18 protein-coding genes are annotated in these 15,682 nt (G+C 58.1%); 13 read left to right on the top strand and 5 right to left on the bottom strand.

Annotated elements, in window-relative coordinates; translation table 11 throughout:
• Positions 1–66: 66 nt before the first annotated feature.
• Genes AC2FGC_RS12550 through arsC form a run of 4 tightly spaced genes read left to right on the top strand, consistent with a single transcriptional unit; the run spans position 67 to position 2,226 of the window.
• Positions 67–405 carry a DUF952 domain-containing protein gene (locus AC2FGC_RS12550; protein WP_496726105.1) on the top strand — a complete coding sequence of 113 codons (339 nt, stop codon included), beginning with the start codon at positions 67–69 and terminating at the stop codon, positions 403–405.
• Positions 402–833 carry a DUF1330 domain-containing protein gene (locus AC2FGC_RS12545; protein WP_496726104.1) on the top strand — a complete coding sequence of 144 codons (432 nt, stop codon included), beginning with the start codon at positions 402–404 and terminating at the stop codon, positions 831–833. Before AC2FGC_RS12550 ends, AC2FGC_RS12545 begins: the two co-directional genes overlap by 4 nt.
• Complete coding sequence (locus AC2FGC_RS12540; protein ID WP_496782493.1) at positions 830–1,888, top strand: quinone-dependent dihydroorotate dehydrogenase; 1,059 nt, start codon at positions 830–832, stop codon at positions 1,886–1,888. Before AC2FGC_RS12545 ends, AC2FGC_RS12540 begins: the two co-directional genes overlap by 4 nt.
• Positions 1,885–2,226, top strand: coding sequence for an arsenate reductase (glutaredoxin) (arsC, locus tag AC2FGC_RS12535; protein WP_496726102.1), 342 nt, complete (start codon positions 1,885–1,887; stop codon positions 2,224–2,226). The genes AC2FGC_RS12540 and arsC overlap by 4 nt, the downstream gene beginning before the upstream one ends.
• Here the strand turns inward: arsC and AC2FGC_RS12530 are convergent.
• From AC2FGC_RS12530 to AC2FGC_RS12520, 3 genes are read right to left on the bottom strand one after another with little or no spacing between them, the layout of a single operon-like run.
• On the bottom strand, positions 2,223–3,539 hold the full coding sequence (locus AC2FGC_RS12530; RefSeq protein WP_496726101.1) for an MATE family efflux transporter: 1,317 nt from the start codon (positions 3,537–3,539) through the stop codon (positions 2,223–2,225). The two genes, arsC and AC2FGC_RS12530, sit on opposite strands and share 4 nt — an antisense overlap.
• Before the next feature lie 6 nt (positions 3,540–3,545).
• Positions 3,546–4,064, bottom strand: coding sequence for a PaaI family thioesterase (locus AC2FGC_RS12525; protein ID WP_496726100.1), 519 nt, complete (start codon positions 4,062–4,064; stop codon positions 3,546–3,548).
• Positions 4,064–4,483, bottom strand: a complete 420-nt coding sequence (locus AC2FGC_RS12520; RefSeq protein WP_058274208.1) for a PaaI family thioesterase — start codon at positions 4,481–4,483, stop codon at positions 4,064–4,066. The genes AC2FGC_RS12525 and AC2FGC_RS12520 overlap by 1 nt, the downstream gene beginning before the upstream one ends.
• 117 nt (positions 4,484–4,600) lie before the next feature.
• On the opposite strand from AC2FGC_RS12520, the gene AC2FGC_RS12515 reads away from it, so the two are divergent.
• From AC2FGC_RS12515 to AC2FGC_RS12480, 8 genes are all read left to right on the top strand, one after another.
• Positions 4,601–4,969, top strand: a complete 369-nt coding sequence (locus AC2FGC_RS12515) for a MerR family transcriptional regulator (RefSeq protein WP_496726099.1) — start codon at positions 4,601–4,603, stop codon at positions 4,967–4,969.
• A 282-nt stretch (positions 4,970–5,251) separates the two neighbouring features.
• Entirely contained in the window at positions 5,252–5,653 is a 402-nt protein-coding gene (locus tag AC2FGC_RS12510) for a MerR family transcriptional regulator (protein ID WP_058274210.1), read from the top strand.
• A 49-nt stretch (positions 5,654–5,702) separates the two neighbouring features.
• Positions 5,703–7,484 carry an acyl-CoA dehydrogenase C-terminal domain-containing protein gene (locus tag AC2FGC_RS12505; RefSeq protein WP_496726098.1) on the top strand — a complete coding sequence of 594 codons (1,782 nt, stop codon included), beginning with the start codon at positions 5,703–5,705 and terminating at the stop codon, positions 7,482–7,484.
• 54 nt (positions 7,485–7,538) lie between these two features.
• Complete coding sequence (locus AC2FGC_RS12500; protein WP_058274212.1) at positions 7,539–7,751, top strand: hypothetical protein; 213 nt, start codon at positions 7,539–7,541, stop codon at positions 7,749–7,751.
• Positions 7,752–7,886: 135 nt separating this feature from the next.
• The gene (locus tag AC2FGC_RS12495; RefSeq protein WP_496726097.1) at positions 7,887–8,525 is read left to right on the top strand and encodes a glutathione S-transferase family protein; all 639 of its coding nucleotides are present in this window, start codon (positions 7,887–7,889) and stop codon (positions 8,523–8,525) included.
• Between the two features lie 11 nt (positions 8,526–8,536).
• The gene (locus AC2FGC_RS12490) at positions 8,537–9,748 is read left to right on the top strand and encodes an acetyl-CoA C-acetyltransferase (protein ID WP_496726096.1); all 1,212 of its coding nucleotides are present in this window, start codon (positions 8,537–8,539) and stop codon (positions 9,746–9,748) included.
• Complete coding sequence (locus AC2FGC_RS12485) at positions 9,748–10,236, top strand: cupin domain-containing protein (protein WP_496726095.1); 489 nt, start codon at positions 9,748–9,750, stop codon at positions 10,234–10,236. Before AC2FGC_RS12490 ends, AC2FGC_RS12485 begins: the two co-directional genes overlap by 1 nt.
• Positions 10,229–12,430, top strand: coding sequence for a 3-hydroxyacyl-CoA dehydrogenase NAD-binding domain-containing protein (locus AC2FGC_RS12480; RefSeq protein WP_496782491.1), 2,202 nt, complete (start codon positions 10,229–10,231; stop codon positions 12,428–12,430). Before AC2FGC_RS12485 ends, AC2FGC_RS12480 begins: the two co-directional genes overlap by 8 nt.
• Positions 12,431–12,493: 63 nt before the next feature.
• Here AC2FGC_RS12480 and AC2FGC_RS12475 read toward each other — a convergent pair whose 3' ends face one another.
• A complete protein-coding gene (locus AC2FGC_RS12475) occupies positions 12,494–13,252 on the bottom strand; it encodes a Hint domain-containing protein (RefSeq protein ID WP_496726093.1) in 759 nt (252 codons plus the stop codon).
• 322 nt (positions 13,253–13,574) lie between these two features.
• On the bottom strand, positions 13,575–14,510 hold the full coding sequence (locus tag AC2FGC_RS12470) for a DMT family transporter (RefSeq protein WP_496726092.1): 936 nt from the start codon (positions 14,508–14,510) through the stop codon (positions 13,575–13,577).
• A 153-nt stretch (positions 14,511–14,663) separates the two neighbouring features.
• On the opposite strand from AC2FGC_RS12470, the gene AC2FGC_RS12465 reads away from it, so the two are divergent.
• Complete coding sequence (locus AC2FGC_RS12465) at positions 14,664–15,677, top strand: hypothetical protein (protein ID WP_496726091.1); 1,014 nt, start codon at positions 14,664–14,666, stop codon at positions 15,675–15,677.
• The last annotated feature ends 5 nt before the right edge of the window (positions 15,678–15,682 follow it).

The raw sequence follows: 15,682 nt of genomic DNA, 5'->3' as shown, positions 1-15,682 counted from the left end.
CGACGCCGAGAGTCAAAGGGGGAAATCCGGCTTGATTCTACCCGTGGCCCGGTGCATCACGACCGCATGCTGATTTACAAAATTTTTAGGGCCGACGAATGGGCCACGTTACAGGCGCAAGGTGCATCGGATGGCGCGCCAATTGATGTCACTGACGGATATGTCCATTTCTCAACCGCCGAACAGGCCGCAGAAACAGCCGCCAAACATTTCGCCGGTGTCGAAGGTTTGACCCTGCTGGCTTGTGACGTTGATGCGATGGGCGACGACCTGAAATGGGAAGTCTCACGCGGTGACGCGTTGTTCCCGCATCTCTACCGGCAGATTCGTATGACCGATATCGTTTGGTCGCACCCCCTCCCCTTTGATGGAACGGTTCACCAATTTCCGAAGGAAATGAAATGACCGATTTTGTCGATCCGGAGCGTGCCCAATTTGAGGCCTTCAAGGACCTCGATCGGAACCACCCGATCGAAATGCTGAACCTGGTTAAGTTTCGTACCGATGCTGCGTATCCCGCAGGGCACAAACTTGCCGATGCCGGCCTGACCGGCGCGCAGGCCTATCGCAACTACGGCTCGGAAACAGCACCGATCATTGCCCGCCTTGGTGCCTCGATCCTATGGCGCGGCGAGTTTGAAACAACGCTGATCGGCCCGCAGGACGAAGACTGGGACGCTGTGTTCATCGCCCGTTATCCGTCTGCGAACGCGTTCTTGGAAATGGTGACGGACCCTGCATATCAAAAAGCCGTGGTGCACCGGCAAGCCGCGGTCATGACCTCTCGGCTAATAAGATGCGCCCCTGCCCAAGTCGGAGAGGCATTCGGATGAAACTGACGGAAAAACTGGGCCTGGCAGCCCTGCACCGCTTGGATCCAGAGACTGCACACAGCCTGTCGATCAAGGCGCTAAAAGCCGGTTTAGCTCCTGCGCCGGGTCCAGTGACGTCGCCTCGGCTGCGCACTCAAGTTGCGGGATTGGATTTGCCAAACCCCGTGGGACTGGCCGCTGGGTTTGATAAGAACGGCGAGGTACTTAGGCCGCTGTCCCGCGCCGGTTTCGGGTTTATTGAGGTTGGCGCCGTGACGCCGCGCCCACAGCCCGGTAATCCAAAACCCCGCCTGTTCCGCCTGACCGAAGACATGGCCGCCATCAACCGGTTCGGTTTCAATAACGAAGGCATGGAGGTCATGGCCCGCCGTTTGGCTGACCGTCCAAAGGACGCGGTGATCGGCCTGAACCTGGGTGCCAACAAGGACAGTGATGACCGCGCAGGTGATTTCGCAAAAGTTCTGGCTCATTGCGCCGCGCATTTGGATTTTGCAACGGTCAATGTCTCATCCCCGAATACGGAAAAGCTGCGGGATCTGCAGGGCAAGGCGGCACTTTCTGCCCTGTTAAGCGGCGTGATTGAAACCCGCAACGCTCTGCCCCGTCCGCTGCCGATCTTTCTGAAGATTGCCCCCGACCTGACCGAGACCGAATTGCAGGACATCGCCAAAGTGGCCCGCGAAACCGGCGTCGATGCAGTGATTGCAACCAACACCACCCTGTCACGGGATGGCCTGCGAAGTGCCCATAAGGGCCAAGCGGGCGGGCTGTCCGGCGCACCTGTGTTCCAGAAATCAACCCACGTGCTGGCGCAGCTCAGCCAACTGACCGACGGGAAAATCCCGCTGATCGGCGTTGGCGGGATCGGGTCAGCAAAGCAGGCATACGCCAAGATTTGCGCCGGGGCATCAGCCGTACAGTTCTATACTGCTATGGTCTACGGCGGCATTTCGCTGGCAGCAGAGATTGCCCAAGGTCTGGATGACCTGCTGAAGCAGGACGGTTTCACGTCGGTCGATCAGGCCGTTGGCAGCAAAAGAGAGGACTGGCTGTGATCAAATATTGGCACAACCCGCGCTGTTCGAAATCCCGCGCCGGACTTGCATTGCTGGAAGAAAACGGTGCGACGGTCGAAATTCGGAAGTATCTGGAGGATGCGCCGTCAGTCGAAGAGTTGCGCGCAGTGCTGTCCCAATTGGGAGTTCCGGCCATCGAGATGATACGGACGGGCGAAAAGCGCTTCAAAGAACTGGGGCTGACGAAAACGACACCAGACGATGACTTGATTCAAGCGATGGTGGAAAACCCCATCCTGATCGAACGTCCTCTGGCCGTGGCCAGCAATAAGGCCGCGATCGGTCGTCCGCCCGAAAACCTGCTGTCGCTGCTTTAGGCGATCTGCGCTTCCAGCTTAGGGTAACGCCATCCCAACGTGACCCCGCGCACGATGTTCAGGACCATCAGCGCGGCCCAAAGCCCATGGTTGCCGAACGTCGGCACCAGCAGGAACAGGGCCACTACATAGATCGCGACGGACTGGATCATCGCCTGCCGCATGGCGCGGGTCCAGGTCGCCCCGATATAGATACCGTCGAACATCCAGCTGGCTACGCCGATCACCGGCGCAAGGGCCGCCCAGAGCAGAAACTCCCGCGCGGCAATCCGTACTTCCGGTGAGGTTGACATCAGATCAATCAGGGATGGTCCGGTTAAAAAGAACACAAGCCCCAGGGCAAACGCACCTCCGACACCCCATTGCGAGGCCATGATCGACGCGCGCCGGACCTGAGCGCGGTCTCTCGCCCCGACCGCGCTGCCCACCAGAGCCTCTGCGGAAAAGGCGAAACCATCCAAGGCAAAGGCGGTGATCTCAAGGAATTGCAGCAGCACCTGATTTGCTGCCAGATTGACGTCCCCCAGATCGGAACCAACAAACAAAAAAGTGGTAAACGCACCGGTCAAAAGCACCGAACGCACCATGATGTCGCCGTTCACCTGCATCATTCGGCGCAGACGCGCAGGGTCAAAGATCCTGGGCCAGTCGCGCCATTGATTTCCTGCAAACGCGTCGCGGCACAACCAGAAACCCAGCGCCAGCCCGGTCCATTCGGCGATCAGCGTCGCGATCGCGACACCTTCGACGCCCCAGCCAAGGCCAAGAACAAACCAAAGATCCAGAACGATGTTCAGCCCGTTCATCCAGATCTGCAAAACGAACACACCCTTGGTGCGCTCTACCGCGATCAGCCAACCTGTCACGGCAAAAAGCGCGATCGTAGCCGGAGCCCCCCAGATACGGATCTCCAGATAGGCGCGGGTCAGAGATTCAACCTCTGGACTGGCTGGAGACAGGGCGAACGCCCCCCAGAACAACCAGACCTGCGTCAGTATAAAGAACAGACCCGCCGCGCCGCCCAGCAACAGCCCGCGCATCAGCAAGGCTCCGGTTTCCGCCGTGTCCCCTGCACCACGTGCCTGGGCAGCAAGACCGGTTGTCCCCATACGTAGGAACCCGAACACCCAGTAGATGGTGGCCAGAATAACGGCACCCATGCCGACAGCGCCTATCGGGGCCGCCTGCCCCAACTGCCCCACAACACCAGTGTCCACCGCCCCCAGTATAGGCACCGTCGCATTGGACAATACGATCGGCGCTGCAATCCGGAGCACCCGCTTATGCGTAATGGGTGCCGAAGCGTCCTGCATAGCGTTCTATTTTCCGTCAGTAGTGGGCTGTGGCATCAGGAAATGCCCGGAAGCCTGTGCAAAGAGCTTCGCGTGATTGTCTTGCCAGGCCTCGACCCTGACAGAGGCATAGCGACGCCCGGCCCGGCTGATGAATGCGCGCGCATAGGCATCACGCGGCAGGCCTGACCGCAGATAGTCGACGGTGAAATCGACGGTCTTTGGGAAACGTACCGTTTCACAGTTGGCGATATCACTGGCATTCAGTTCCCCGCTTTCGATCTTGGGCAGCAAGAACTCCCAACTCAGCGTGATGACAGCCGTGACTTCTAGAAACGCCGCCGTGACGCCGCCATGCAATGCGGGCAGTAACGGGTTGCCGATCAGTTTCTGGTCGAAGTTCAACACGCCAGTCAGTTCATCACCGCGGCGATCAAAGCCGATGTCGAGGAACCGGATGTAGGGCACACCTTCGACTATAGCGTTCAGCGCCGCATCCCGGCGTTGTTTTACGACCTGGACGGGTTCGGGGCGAGTACGCGCCATTACAAACCCTCCACCGTGAATGACCCTGCCGCTGTGGCCACCGGAAGACCTTCGTCTTCGTCCATCGCCGTCGCGCGCACAAAGGCGACGTTCCGTGTGATGTGGTAGCATGTCGCCTGGGTCGTTATCGTCTGTCCCGGTGTTGCCGCCCGCATGTAGTCGATCCTCAGGTCAATCGTCGCCGTACCGCCGGGAGCCGACGGATGGCTCATGACGGCGGCACCACAACAGGTGTCCAATGCGGCAAAAACAGCGCCGCCATGAATCACCCCGGTGCGCGGATCGCCAACAAGCTCTTTGCTGTACGGCATTGTAATACCCGCTTCACCATTTCCGATTGAGGTCAGCTTCAGACCCAACGCTTTTGCATGCGGGATCGCCTCGATGAATTGGCGCGCAATTGCGGCTTTGTCGACCATGTACTTGAATCCGTTCTCTTGGTTCATCCCTTTATGAGCCCGTGTCCGCCAAAAGAGCAAGCCCGCCGGTTGCGCTTGCGGCTGACAGAACATAGGCTGCGCCAGAGGAGATCAGGAATGTCCGACAACCGTTTGTCATTCAAAGAGATGTGCGCCGAGTACGATGTGACTCCACGTACCCTGCGCTACTATGAATACATTGAATTGCTGCAACCTGACCGGGAAGGCAGATCGCGTTTTTATGGTCCGCGAGAATGCGCGCGCATGACTTTGATCCTGCGTGGCCGCAAGTATGGATTTTCGCTGGAAGATATCCGCCAGTGGCTGCTGATCTATGAAAATGAGGGCAACGAGGTCCAGATGCGCGCTTTTGTCGACGTCGCGGACAAGCAGATCGTCGAACTGAACCAGCAACGGCAGCAACTGGACGAGGCGATTGATGCCCTGACCGAGATGCGCGACCAGACGGCCAAATCGCTCGAGTGATTCCGTCGACGCGCCATGGCGCTCCAGAAAAAGAAACGACTCTCGCTAAGTTCGTCCATGCCTTAGGGCGTGCCGGGTCGCTCTTTTGGTTTTTGAACCCCCAAATTCCGTTACGTTAAATTCGAAAAAGTCGGAAATCCGCGACTTGACGCGTGTGGAAGTTACGTAAACTTATTTTGTGACGCAGCGTTCACATTACGTGAACGTCATCTACGTGTTGTAACGTGCGCATCGACTGCGCAACTGACTTTCATTGACGCCAGTGACGAGAGTGCTGAAACCATGACCGAAGATCTGATGACCATCCGAGAAATGTGCGAGACATATGATGTCACGCCCCGCACGTTGCGGTTTTACGAGGCCAAAGAGCTTTTGTTTCCGATCCGTGAAGGTCAGAAACGGCTGTTCACCAAAAGTGATCGTGCCCGCCTGAAACTCATCCTGCGCGGCAAGCGCTTTGGGTTCAGCCTTGAAGAAATACGCCAGCTTCTGGACCTTTACCATGTCGGCGACCAACAGATGACTCAGATATCACGCACCTATGAAATTGCGTGCGAGCGCCTGGAAGATATGGAAGCGCGCCGTGAGGAACTGACCCAGGCGATCGACGATCTGAAAGAACAGTTGCGCTGGGGCGAGAAAGTCATCGCCTCGGTCAAACAAGACAAAAAGGCTGCCGAGTAACCCCCTCGCCTGCCTACCACCCGGACATATGAATTAAAGGGAGCTTCACATGCCCGTCTACAACGCGCCAACCAAAGATACGCAGTTCATTCTGCACGATGTACTGAAAATCTCGGACTCCGACGTTCCGGGGTACAACGAGCTTGAAGCCGAATTCACAGGCGCCGTTCTGGAAGAAGCAGGCAAAGTGGCCACCAATGTTCTGCACCCGCTGAACGTGGTTGGGGACACCGAAGGATGCCGATTGGAAAACGGTATCGTATACACGCCCACCGGGTTCAAAGACGCTTTTGAGCAGATGAAAGAAGGTGGCTGGACTGGCCTCGACATGCCGGAAGAGTATGGCGGTCAGAACATGCCATACGTCCTGGGCACCGCCGTTGGCGAGATGTTCTCGGCTGCGAACCAGGCATTCGTGATGTATCAGGGCCTGACGCACGGCGCGGCGTCAGCGATCCTGGCGCACGGAACCGACGAACAGAAAGACAAATACCTGCCCAATATGGTCAGCTGCGAGTGGACCGGCACCATGAACCTGACGGAACCGCATTGCGGCACCGATCTGGGCCTGATGCGCACCAAAGCAGAACCGCAGAGCGATGGCAGCTATAAGATTTCGGGCCAAAAGATATTTATCTCGTCCGGCGATCACGACATGGCTGACAACATCATCCACCTGGTGTTGGCCAAGATCCCCGGCGGCCCCGAAGGCATCAAGGGCGTCTCCCTGTTCATCGTGCCCAAGTTCATCGTCAATGAAGATGGTACGCCGGGCGAGCGTAACGGTGTCTCGGTCGGCAAGATCGAAGAGAAGATGGGTATCCACGGCAACTCGACCTGCGTCATGAACTATGACGAAGCCACAGGCTGGCTGCTGGGCGAAGAGCACAAAGGCATGCGTGCCATGTTCACCATGATGAACGAAGCGCGTCTGGGTGTAGGCATGCAAGGTCTGTCTCAGGCAGAGGCCGCGTACCAGAATGCCGTCGAATACGCCAAAGACCGCCTGCAGGGCCGTGACGTGACCGGTGTTAAGAACCCGGACGGGCCAGCTGATCCGCTGATCGTGCACCCGGACATCCGCCGCAACCTGATGGATCAGAAAAGCTTCACCGAAGGTGCGCGTGCGTTCATCCTGTGGGGCGCGACCATGATCGACAAAGCACACCGGTCAAACGACAAAGATGCGGACGGGCTGATCTCGCTGCTGACACCGGTTATCAAAGGCTTCCTGACCGATCAGGGCTATGACATGACCGTTCAGGCACAGCAGGTCTATGGCGGCCATGGCTACATCGAAGAATGGGGCATGTCGCAATACACCCGCGACGCACGCATTGCGATGATCTACGAAGGCGCCAACGGCGTTCAGGCGTTGGACCTTGTCGGTCGTAAGCTGGCGCAAGACGGCGGCAAGCACGTCATGGCGTTCTTCGACATGGTCAAGACCTTCTGCAAAGACAACGCTGGTAAAGACGAAGCCTATGACAAGGCCTTCATCGAACCGCTGAAGGCTGCGTCCAAAGACCTGCAGGCCGCTGGCATGTACTTCATGCAGGAAGGCATGAAGAACCCGAACAACGCTCTGTCCGGTTCTTATGATTTCATGCACATGTTCGGCCATGTCTGCCTGGGCCTGATGTGGGCGCAGATGGCCAAAGCCGCGCAAGAAGCGCTGGACGGTGGTGCGTCGGACAAAGAGTTCTACGAGACCAAGATCAACACCGGCCGTTTCTACATGGCCCGCCGCCTGCCTGCTACAGGCATGCATCTGGCACGCATCCAGACGGGCGCGGACACGGTCATGGCTCTGGACGCGGCGAGCTTCTGATCTCAGTCTGGGTCCGGGTGACAGTGCCCGGACCCTGCTTACCGGAGGAACCATATGCCAAAGCGTTTTCGACTAACCCGCCGCTTTCCCGTAGCAATGACCGAAGACGGGTATCGCAAGCTCAAGGCGTTCGCGCGTGATGCTGGATTGGACGAAGGAGAGGCGCTGTCGTTTCTGTTCGAGAATTTCAACAGCGTGATCAACGAGGACAACCTGACCCACCGCCTGCGTATTTTCAATTCCGAGTTGGATGACCGCAAGCGTTAAACGTTACAGCCACCTTCACTCAGGTGGGCGTGTTTTCAGAAAGCCAAACCCCAATGGCGCTTAGCCTTATGGTTCGTCTTTCTCGAAATACGCGAAATTCGACTTCGCACCATGCGCCTTGGGAGGGGCGATCACATGACAATCATGCTTCATTGCTTCGGAGAAAGCGGAAACAGTTATAAGGCTGCGCTGGCGCTAGAAATGTCCGGGCTGGAGTGGGAACCGGTCTTTGTCGACTTTTTCAAAGGTGTAACTCGCACGCCCGAGTTTCGCGCCGAAGTGAATGAAATGGGCGAAGCACCTGTCCTGATCGACGGTGATTTCCGCACAAGCCAGTCTGGCGCCATTCAGACCTATGTGACTGAGAAGTCAGGTAAGTTCGGCGGCAAGAACCGGGAAGAGAATTACGATGTTCTGCGCTGGGTGCTGTGGGATAATCACAAACTCAGCTCGATGGCCGGCCTGACCCGCTTCCTGATCAATTTCCTCCCGGAACAGCACCGCAATCCCGATGTGATCGCTTTCAATCAAGGGCGCCTGAAGGCCGCTTACCAAGTGTTGAACGATCATCTGAACGGCCGCGACTGGATTGTTGGCGACGATGTCACGAATGCCGATCTCAGCTGCTGCAGCTATCTGTATTATCCCGAACCATTCGGCTTTGACCGCGTCGACTGGCCCCATATCGACGCCTGGCTGTCTCGCTTGTCCGAGCAGCCTGGCTGGAAACACCCCTATGACCTGATGCCCGGCAACCCGTCGGATCGAGCTTGAGGAGAAGACCCATGACCGAAGCTTATATTTATGACGCCCTGCGCACCCCGCGCGGCAAGGGCCGCAAGGATGGCAGCCTGCACGAGGTAACCTCGGTGCGCCTGTCCGCCCTGACCCTGAACGCGATGAAAGAGCGTAACAACCTCGAAGGCCACGCCGTAGAAGACGTGATCTGGGGCAACGTCACGCAAGTGATGGAACAAGGCGGCTGTCTGGCACGCTCGGCGGTTCTGGCCTCTGATCTGGATCAGTCGATCCCCGGTCTGGCGATCAACCGTTTCTGCGCTTCCGGCATGGAAGCTGTGAACCTCGCGGCGAACCAGGTCAAAGGCGGCGCAGGTGAGGCTTACATCGCAGGTGGCGTCGAAATGATGGGCCGTGTGGCAATGGGCAGCGACGGTGCAGCGATCGCGGTTGACCCTTCGCTGGCGATGGAGACCTACTTCGTGCCGCAGGGTATCTCGGCCGACATTATCGCGACCGAATATGGCTTTAGCCGTGACGACGCCGACGCGTTGGCGATGGAATCGCAGCGCCGAGCCGCGGAAGCATGGGCAGACAACCGTTTTGATAAATCGGTTATCACCATCAAGGATCAGAACGGCCTGACCATTCTGGACCGCGACGAATACATGCGCCCCGGCACTGACATGCAAAGCCTTGGTGGCCTGAACCCGGCCTTCCAGATGATGGGCGAACAGATGCCCGGCTTCGACAAGGTGGCCATGCTGAAATACCCGCATCTGGAAAAGATCAACCACATCCACCACGCGGGCAACAGCTCGGGCATTGTGGATGGTGCGGCGGCTGTTCTGATCGGCAACAAGGAATTCGGCGAGAAATACGGCCTCAAGCCCCGCGCCCGCATCAAGGCAACCGCCAAGATCGGAACTGACCCGACCATCATGTTGACCGGTCCGGTTCCTGTGACCGAGAAGATCCTGGCCGACAATGGCATGAAGATCGGCGATCTGGACCTGTTCGAAGTCAACGAAGCCTTCGCCTCGGTCGTGCTGCGCTTCCAGCAGGCGTTCGACGTCGACCCGGCGTTGGTCAACGTGAACGGCGGCTCGATTGCGATGGGTCACCCGCTGGGCGCAACGGGCGCGATGATCATCGGCACGTTGCTGGATGAGTTGGAGCGTCAGGACAAGGAAACCGGTCTGGCGACGCTCTGCATTGCATCCGGCATGGGTGCAGCAACCATTATCGAGCGGGTCTGATGCCCAAGCTGGATCTCTCTCAGATTCCGTTCAAGGGCGGCTCGGCCTATCCCGGCAAGCTGGCTGAAGCGACCGCAGGTCGTTTCGTTCAGCGTGTGGGCGATTCAGGCGGGCTGTCCCAATACGGGGTCAACGTCGTGCGGTTGGAACCGCAGGGCATGTCTTCACTGCGCCATTACCATATGGAGCAGGACGAATTTGCCATCATGCTCAGCGGCACCTGCGTGCTGATCGATGACGATGGTGAGCATGAGATGCAGCCCGGCGACTGCGCCGCTTGGCCCGCAGGTGAGGCCAACGGCCACCACCTTGTGAACAAAACCGATGCGCCCGCAACCTTTCTGGTGGTGGGCACACGGACCCCGACCGAGACCGGCTATTACAGCGACATAGACATGATGGTGAAGGATGATGAGAACGGATTCTCCTTCACCCGCAAGGATGGCAGCCCGTTGACGGCTGACCAGATTGGAGATGACAATGACTGATTTCACTCTGAGCAAAGACGCAGACGGCGTCGCCACAATCACCTGGGATGTGCCCGGGAAAACCATGAACGTGATGTCCTTTGACGGGCTGGCACAGCTGAGCGATCTGGTCGATCAGGCGCTGGCTGACGACGACGTCAAAGGCATCATCATCACCTCGGGTAAGGAAGGGTCCTTCGCTGGTGGCATGGACCTGAACCTGTTGGCAGTGATGAAGGAACAGGCGGGCGACAACCCGGCAAAAGGCTTGTTCGAGGGCACAATGCAGATGCACGCACTGCTGCGCAAGATCGAGATGGCGGGCATGGACCCCAAGACCAAGAAGGGCGGCAAGCCGATTGCCACCGTTCTGCCTGGCACTGCCGCAGGCATTGGCATGGAACTGCCGCTGTCCACGCATCGCATCTTTGCGGCCGAAAACCCCAAGGCCAAATATGGCCTGCCCGAGATCATGGTCGGCATCTTCCCCGGCGCGGGTGGCACCACCCGGATGGTCCGCAAGGTTGGCGCGATTGCGGCGGCTCCGCTGCTGCTGGAAGGCAAAATGCTGGACGTCAAGAAAGCCAAGGGCGCGGGTTATATTGACGAGGTCGCAGCCGACCCGAAGGCCGCAGCCAAGGAATGGGTGCTGAACGCCAAGGACGCAGACATCATCAAACCGTGGGATGCGAAGGGCTATAAGATGCCCGGCGGCGCGCCTTACCACCCTGCTGGTTTCATGAACTTCGTTGGTGCATCGGCGATGGTAAACGGCAAGACCCAAGGCGCCTTCCCTGCGGCCAAGGCTCTGCTGAGCGCGGTTTACGAAGGTGCGCTGGTCGATTTCGACACCGCCCTGAAGATCGAGGCGCGTTGGTTCACCTCTGTCCTGATGAACCCCTCTTCGGGTGCGATGATCCGGTCGCTGTTCCTGAACAAGGAAGCGTTGGAAAAAGGTGCCGTGCGTCCTGCCGGTGTTCCCGATCAGTCGGTCAAGAAGATCGGCGTACTGGGCGCAGGCATGATGGGTGCCGGTATCGCGCTGGTGTCGGCCCAGGCCGGGATGGAAGTGGTTCTCGTGGACCGCGACCAGGAAGCTGCGGACAAAGGCAAAGCCTATACCGAGAGCTATCTCGACAAGGGCATGAAGCGCGGCAAAGTCACGGCTGAGAAGAAAGAGGCCATGCTGGCCCGCATCACCGCGACCCCGGATCTGGACAACCTCAAAGGATGCGATCTGATCATCGAAGCCGTCTTCGAAGACGTGGGCGTCAAGGCCGAGATGACCAAGAAGGTCGAGGCGATCATCCCCGAGGATTGCATCTTTGCCTCGAACACGTCGACCCTGCCGATCACCGATCTGGCCAAAGCATCCGTGCGCCCGGATCAGTTCATCGGCATCCACTTCTTTTCGCCGGTCGAGAAAATGTTCTTGGTCGAGATTATCAAGGGCAAGGAAACCGGTGATCGCGCGGTGGCCAAGGCGCTGGACTATGTCCGCCAGATCCGCAAGACGCCGATCGTGGTCAACGATGCGCGCTTCTTTTACGCCAACCGTTGCATCATTCCCTATATCAACGAAGGTCTGCGCATGATCACCGAGGGCGTCAGCCCAGTATTGATCGACAACGCCGCGCGTCAGTTGGGCTTCCCCGTTGGGCCGATCCAGCTGAACGATGAGACCTCGATTGATCTGGGGGCCAAAATTGCTCGTGCGACCAAAGCCGCGATGGGTAATGCCTATCCGGATAACCCCGGCGATGATCTGATCTTCTGGATGGAGGAAGAGGGTCGTCTGGGACGCAAGGCAAACGCAGGTTTCTTCGACTATGACGAAAAGGGCAAGCGCACCGAGTACTGGAAGGGTCTGCAGGAGAAATACCCGCATGCCGAGGACCAGCCTGATCTGATCGAAGTTCAGGAACGTCTGATGTTCGCACAGGTTCTGGAAGCGGTCCGCGCGCTGGAAGAAGGCGTTCTGGAGGACATCCGCGAGGGCGACGTGGGCGCGATCCTTGGTTGGGGCTTTGCACCATGGTCGGGTGGTCCGCTCAGCTGGCTGGACATCATCGGCACGCCCTACGCCGCCGAGCGTTGCGACCAGTTGGCTGCGCAGTATGGCGAACGCTTCGCCTGCCCGCCGCTGCTGCGTGAGATGGCTGAGAAAGGCCAAAGCTTCTATGGCCGCTTTGACCCCGAAGCAAAAGCTGCCTAAAAAAATAGACGCTGGTGCGGGTTACCGCGCCAGCGTCATTCATTAATCAATAGCTTAAAATAATTAGAATATCGGTGCAGGCCGCCCCGGCCGACCAGGACGTCGCGCACCCATGACAGGCCGCGCTGGAAAAATCGGGTTCTGCATGATCGGAGCCGGTAATGCGCCCAGTGAATTCGCAAGAACAGCAATGTCCCTGCTATGCGCGACCATGTCGATCAGGTCTTCGGTCCGATCAGCATCGACCACCTTGTATGAGGCGTTCGCGGGCCGGCTGTTCGACCCAAAGCGGCCCGCAGGACAAAAGGCGCGCAAACCACCCTCGATATAGATCACTTCGTCTTGCTCAAAGAACAACGAACAAACCTCAAACAGCAATGAGGGCGCGCTGGACGAAAGTCGAAACGTTCCACTGAGAACCCGCGCAGGCACCACAGGCATGCTGATCGGCAGCGTGATCGGACCCTGGCTCAGCTTGGTGTTGTCCAACGCCACGCCCTGCTCTGGCATCAACCAGACCGGATCGCCGTTATACAAAGTGTTCGATGGCACACGGACAGGTAAGTTTTCCGACCTGGACTCGCTGGCAGCGATTGCTATGCAATCCGTCGCAACCCGCGAGACTGCCCTGAACCCGTTGTCCATCGTGCGGATCAGATCGCCTGCTTGCAGTCCTTCAACAGGCTGCCAACCGCGATCCGTCGCAATCTTAGTTCCGTGGACAAAACCACCCCGACGCGCGTTCAGCGAAATCGCAGGATTGTCCTGCACTTCCCGGTTCGGAACGGCCTCATAACTCAAAACACTCTGTACATTTAACACGTGTCGCACCCATTTCTGACACAAAAACAACTACTCATAACGACTAGCACGACTTAACCATGGGCGACTTAATTCAGACACATTGCCGCCCAATTTGCGCTCTTAAAGCCGTGAAAAACAACAATTCTTTAAACAACACTGCGCAATTGGTAAAAATTGGCAGATTTTTGGAAACTATAATTTACACCAGCGGTCATCCGTGCCGCCGAATCTGTCTGAGCCCGTCGGCTGAAATCGGGCAGGTCGTGTTACACCCATCGGTATCCGGTCTGAATGATCCCCGATTGCCCACCCAAAACAAATGGCTGGCCTCAGGATAAGGCTAAACCGGTTCTGGCCGGGCAGCCTCGCGCCCTGCTCGCCATCCCAACAGGGTACCTGCGATTGCAATCAAGCCAATCCCGCCAATCTGCATCGGCCCGATCGCCTGCCCGAAAGCCGCAAAGGCAAAGAGCGGACCAAAAATCATGACCGAGTACTCAAAGACCGCGACATAGGACGGCTCGCCCACCTGATAGGCCTTGATCAACATGAAGACGGCAATCGTGGAACCAACCGCCTGTATTGCGATCCACGGCAATGCAGGTTGCATCTGCCAGACCCAACCCCGCGCGGCGAAGCCGTCGGGACCATCCGGCGCGGCCACCGGAAACAGCTCAAGTACCAGAAGGCCAATCGCCCCGGCCGATCCCAGCGTGATGATCATCGCAGCCAGCAGCGCCACGGTGCTTTCACCGGAACAATGGCTGCGCGTGATAACGGCACTCAGCGCGTAGAACAGACCCCCGGCGACCGGCAACAGGCTGCGAGTATCGAAATCGTAGGGGTCAAGCTGCAGCACGCACAGAATTCCCGCAAACCCCAGTAGAACCGCAACAATACGCCAAGGGCCAATCCGCTGCTTCATTGCCAGGGCCGAGATCAAAAGGACAAAAATCGGCGATGTGAACAACCCGGCCAGCGCCTGCGCAATCGGCATGACCGCAAGCGATGCGAAATAGAACAACATGGCCAGGGTGATCAGTATGCTGCGCAGAATCACCGGGCCAAATCGTTTCGGGCGCATTCTGCCCAGCCCCAATAGCGATAGACCGAAGATCAGCGGCAACATTAGCAACGCGCGGCTCAGGTGGAATTGCCACAGGCCAACCGTTTCCGCCAACAGGATCACCACATTGTCGATCACCCCGATGATCGCCATGGCGCTGATCATCAGCACCGATGCCAGTATCGGTGAGGTCTGAGTGTCCGCCTGCATCTTTCGCCTCGGTAAAATGGTGGGGCACGACAGGACAACCCTGCACGTGTCGTTGTATCCAGCACATTTATCGCAGATGGCGCAACTGGTTTGCGCCCTTTGAATTTACCATGTTAAGCTGGGGCAAAATAATAACGAGCAAACCTCACCTTGATGACGGCTCTGAAACAGTACCAACGGATCGAAGCCACCGGTCTGTGGCGCCCCTCGCCCGACGTGCAGCGGCGCGAGGTTGTGGTGTCGATTGGCGAAGCAACGCTGACGATTTCTGATTTCAACGACCGGGCACTGACGCACTGGTCGCTGGCAGCTTTGGAGCGGCAGAATCCCGGAAGCTATCCAGCCATCTTCAACCCGGACGGCGACCCCGACGAAACGCTGGAGCTGGAAGAAACAGAGACCACGATGATCGCGGCGATCGACCGTTTGCAAAAGGCAATTGATCGGTCGCGCCCGCATCCCGGACGGTTGCGTTGGCTTAGTGTTGCGGGTGTGATTGCTGCAGTTGCCGCATTATTGCTGCTTTGGGTTCCAGCCGCGCTGCAAAACCACGTCGTTTCTGTTGTCCCCGAGATTAAGCGATACGATATCGGGGATGCGATCCTGCACCGGATTGAACGGGTTTCTGGTGTCTCGTGCACCTCAGAGGATGCGCAGGCTGCGTTGGACCAACTGGCAGCCCGAACCGGCGTGCGAGAGGTCGTTATTCTGCCCGCGGGGGTACAAACAAGCCTCGGCCTGCCTGGTGGGATCATTCTGCTGAACCGCTCATTGGTCGAAGATCACGAGGACCCATCCATCGCTGCCGGTTACATCATCGCCGAACGCGCGCGAGCCACCGCACAAGACCCATTGGACGAGGTGCTGGATCGAACTGGCCCAACCACGGCGTTCCGCCTGCTGACAACCGGAGAGCTGACGCCGGAAATCGTTGACGCTTATACCGAACAGGTCTTGTCAGAACCGCGCCCAACTTTGTCCGATCAAGCTTTGCTAGAGGTATTCGCCCAGGCGGCGCTGCCTTCAACGCCATATGCCTATGCTGTGGATGTCACGGGGGAAGACACTCTGGGCCTGATCGAGGCGGACCCGATGGCCGGGCGCCCTCTATCACAAGTGCTGCCGGACCGCGATTGGGTCCGGCTGCAGAATATCTGTGGCGAGTAAGCCGG

It is taken from the genome of Ruegeria sp. CDSC054 (assembly GCF_059610645.1).
Note: the sequence above shows the minus strand (reverse complement) of the source record. Positions and strands in the feature narration are given on the sequence as shown.

Excerpts from the sequence above, each read along its gene's own strand:
- AC2FGC_RS12550 (WP_496726105.1), top strand. The coding sequence starts at position 67 with ATGCTGATTTACAAAATTTTTAGGGCCGACGAATGGGCCACGTTACAG.
- AC2FGC_RS12545 (WP_496726104.1), top strand. The coding sequence starts at position 402 with ATGACCGATTTTGTCGATCCGGAGCGTGCCCAATTTGAGGCCTTCAAG.
- AC2FGC_RS12540 (WP_496782493.1), top strand. The coding sequence starts at position 830 with ATGAAACTGACGGAAAAACTGGGCCTGGCAGCCCTGCACCGCTTGGAT.
- AC2FGC_RS12530 (WP_496726101.1), bottom strand. The coding sequence starts at position 3,539 with ATGCAGGACGCTTCGGCACCCATTACGCATAAGCGGGTGCTCCGGATT.
- AC2FGC_RS12525 (WP_496726100.1), bottom strand. The coding sequence starts at position 4,064 with ATGGCGCGTACTCGCCCCGAACCCGTCCAGGTCGTAAAACAACGCCGG.
- AC2FGC_RS12520 (WP_058274208.1), bottom strand. The coding sequence starts at position 4,483 with ATGGTCGACAAAGCCGCAATTGCGCGCCAATTCATCGAGGCGATCCCG.
- AC2FGC_RS12515 (WP_496726099.1), top strand. The coding sequence starts at position 4,601 with ATGTCCGACAACCGTTTGTCATTCAAAGAGATGTGCGCCGAGTACGAT.
- AC2FGC_RS12510 (WP_058274210.1), top strand. The coding sequence starts at position 5,252 with ATGACCGAAGATCTGATGACCATCCGAGAAATGTGCGAGACATATGAT.
- AC2FGC_RS12505 (WP_496726098.1), top strand. The coding sequence starts at position 5,703 with ATGCCCGTCTACAACGCGCCAACCAAAGATACGCAGTTCATTCTGCAC.
- AC2FGC_RS12500 (WP_058274212.1), top strand. The coding sequence starts at position 7,539 with ATGCCAAAGCGTTTTCGACTAACCCGCCGCTTTCCCGTAGCAATGACC.
- AC2FGC_RS12495 (WP_496726097.1), top strand. The coding sequence starts at position 7,887 with ATGACAATCATGCTTCATTGCTTCGGAGAAAGCGGAAACAGTTATAAG.
- AC2FGC_RS12490 (WP_496726096.1), top strand. The coding sequence starts at position 8,537 with ATGACCGAAGCTTATATTTATGACGCCCTGCGCACCCCGCGCGGCAAG.
- AC2FGC_RS12485 (WP_496726095.1), top strand. The coding sequence starts at position 9,748 with ATGCCCAAGCTGGATCTCTCTCAGATTCCGTTCAAGGGCGGCTCGGCC.
- AC2FGC_RS12480 (WP_496782491.1), top strand. The coding sequence starts at position 10,229 with ATGACTGATTTCACTCTGAGCAAAGACGCAGACGGCGTCGCCACAATC.
- AC2FGC_RS12470 (WP_496726092.1), bottom strand. The coding sequence starts at position 14,510 with ATGCAGGCGGACACTCAGACCTCACCGATACTGGCATCGGTGCTGATG.
- AC2FGC_RS12465 (WP_496726091.1), top strand. The coding sequence starts at position 14,664 with ATGACGGCTCTGAAACAGTACCAACGGATCGAAGCCACCGGTCTGTGG.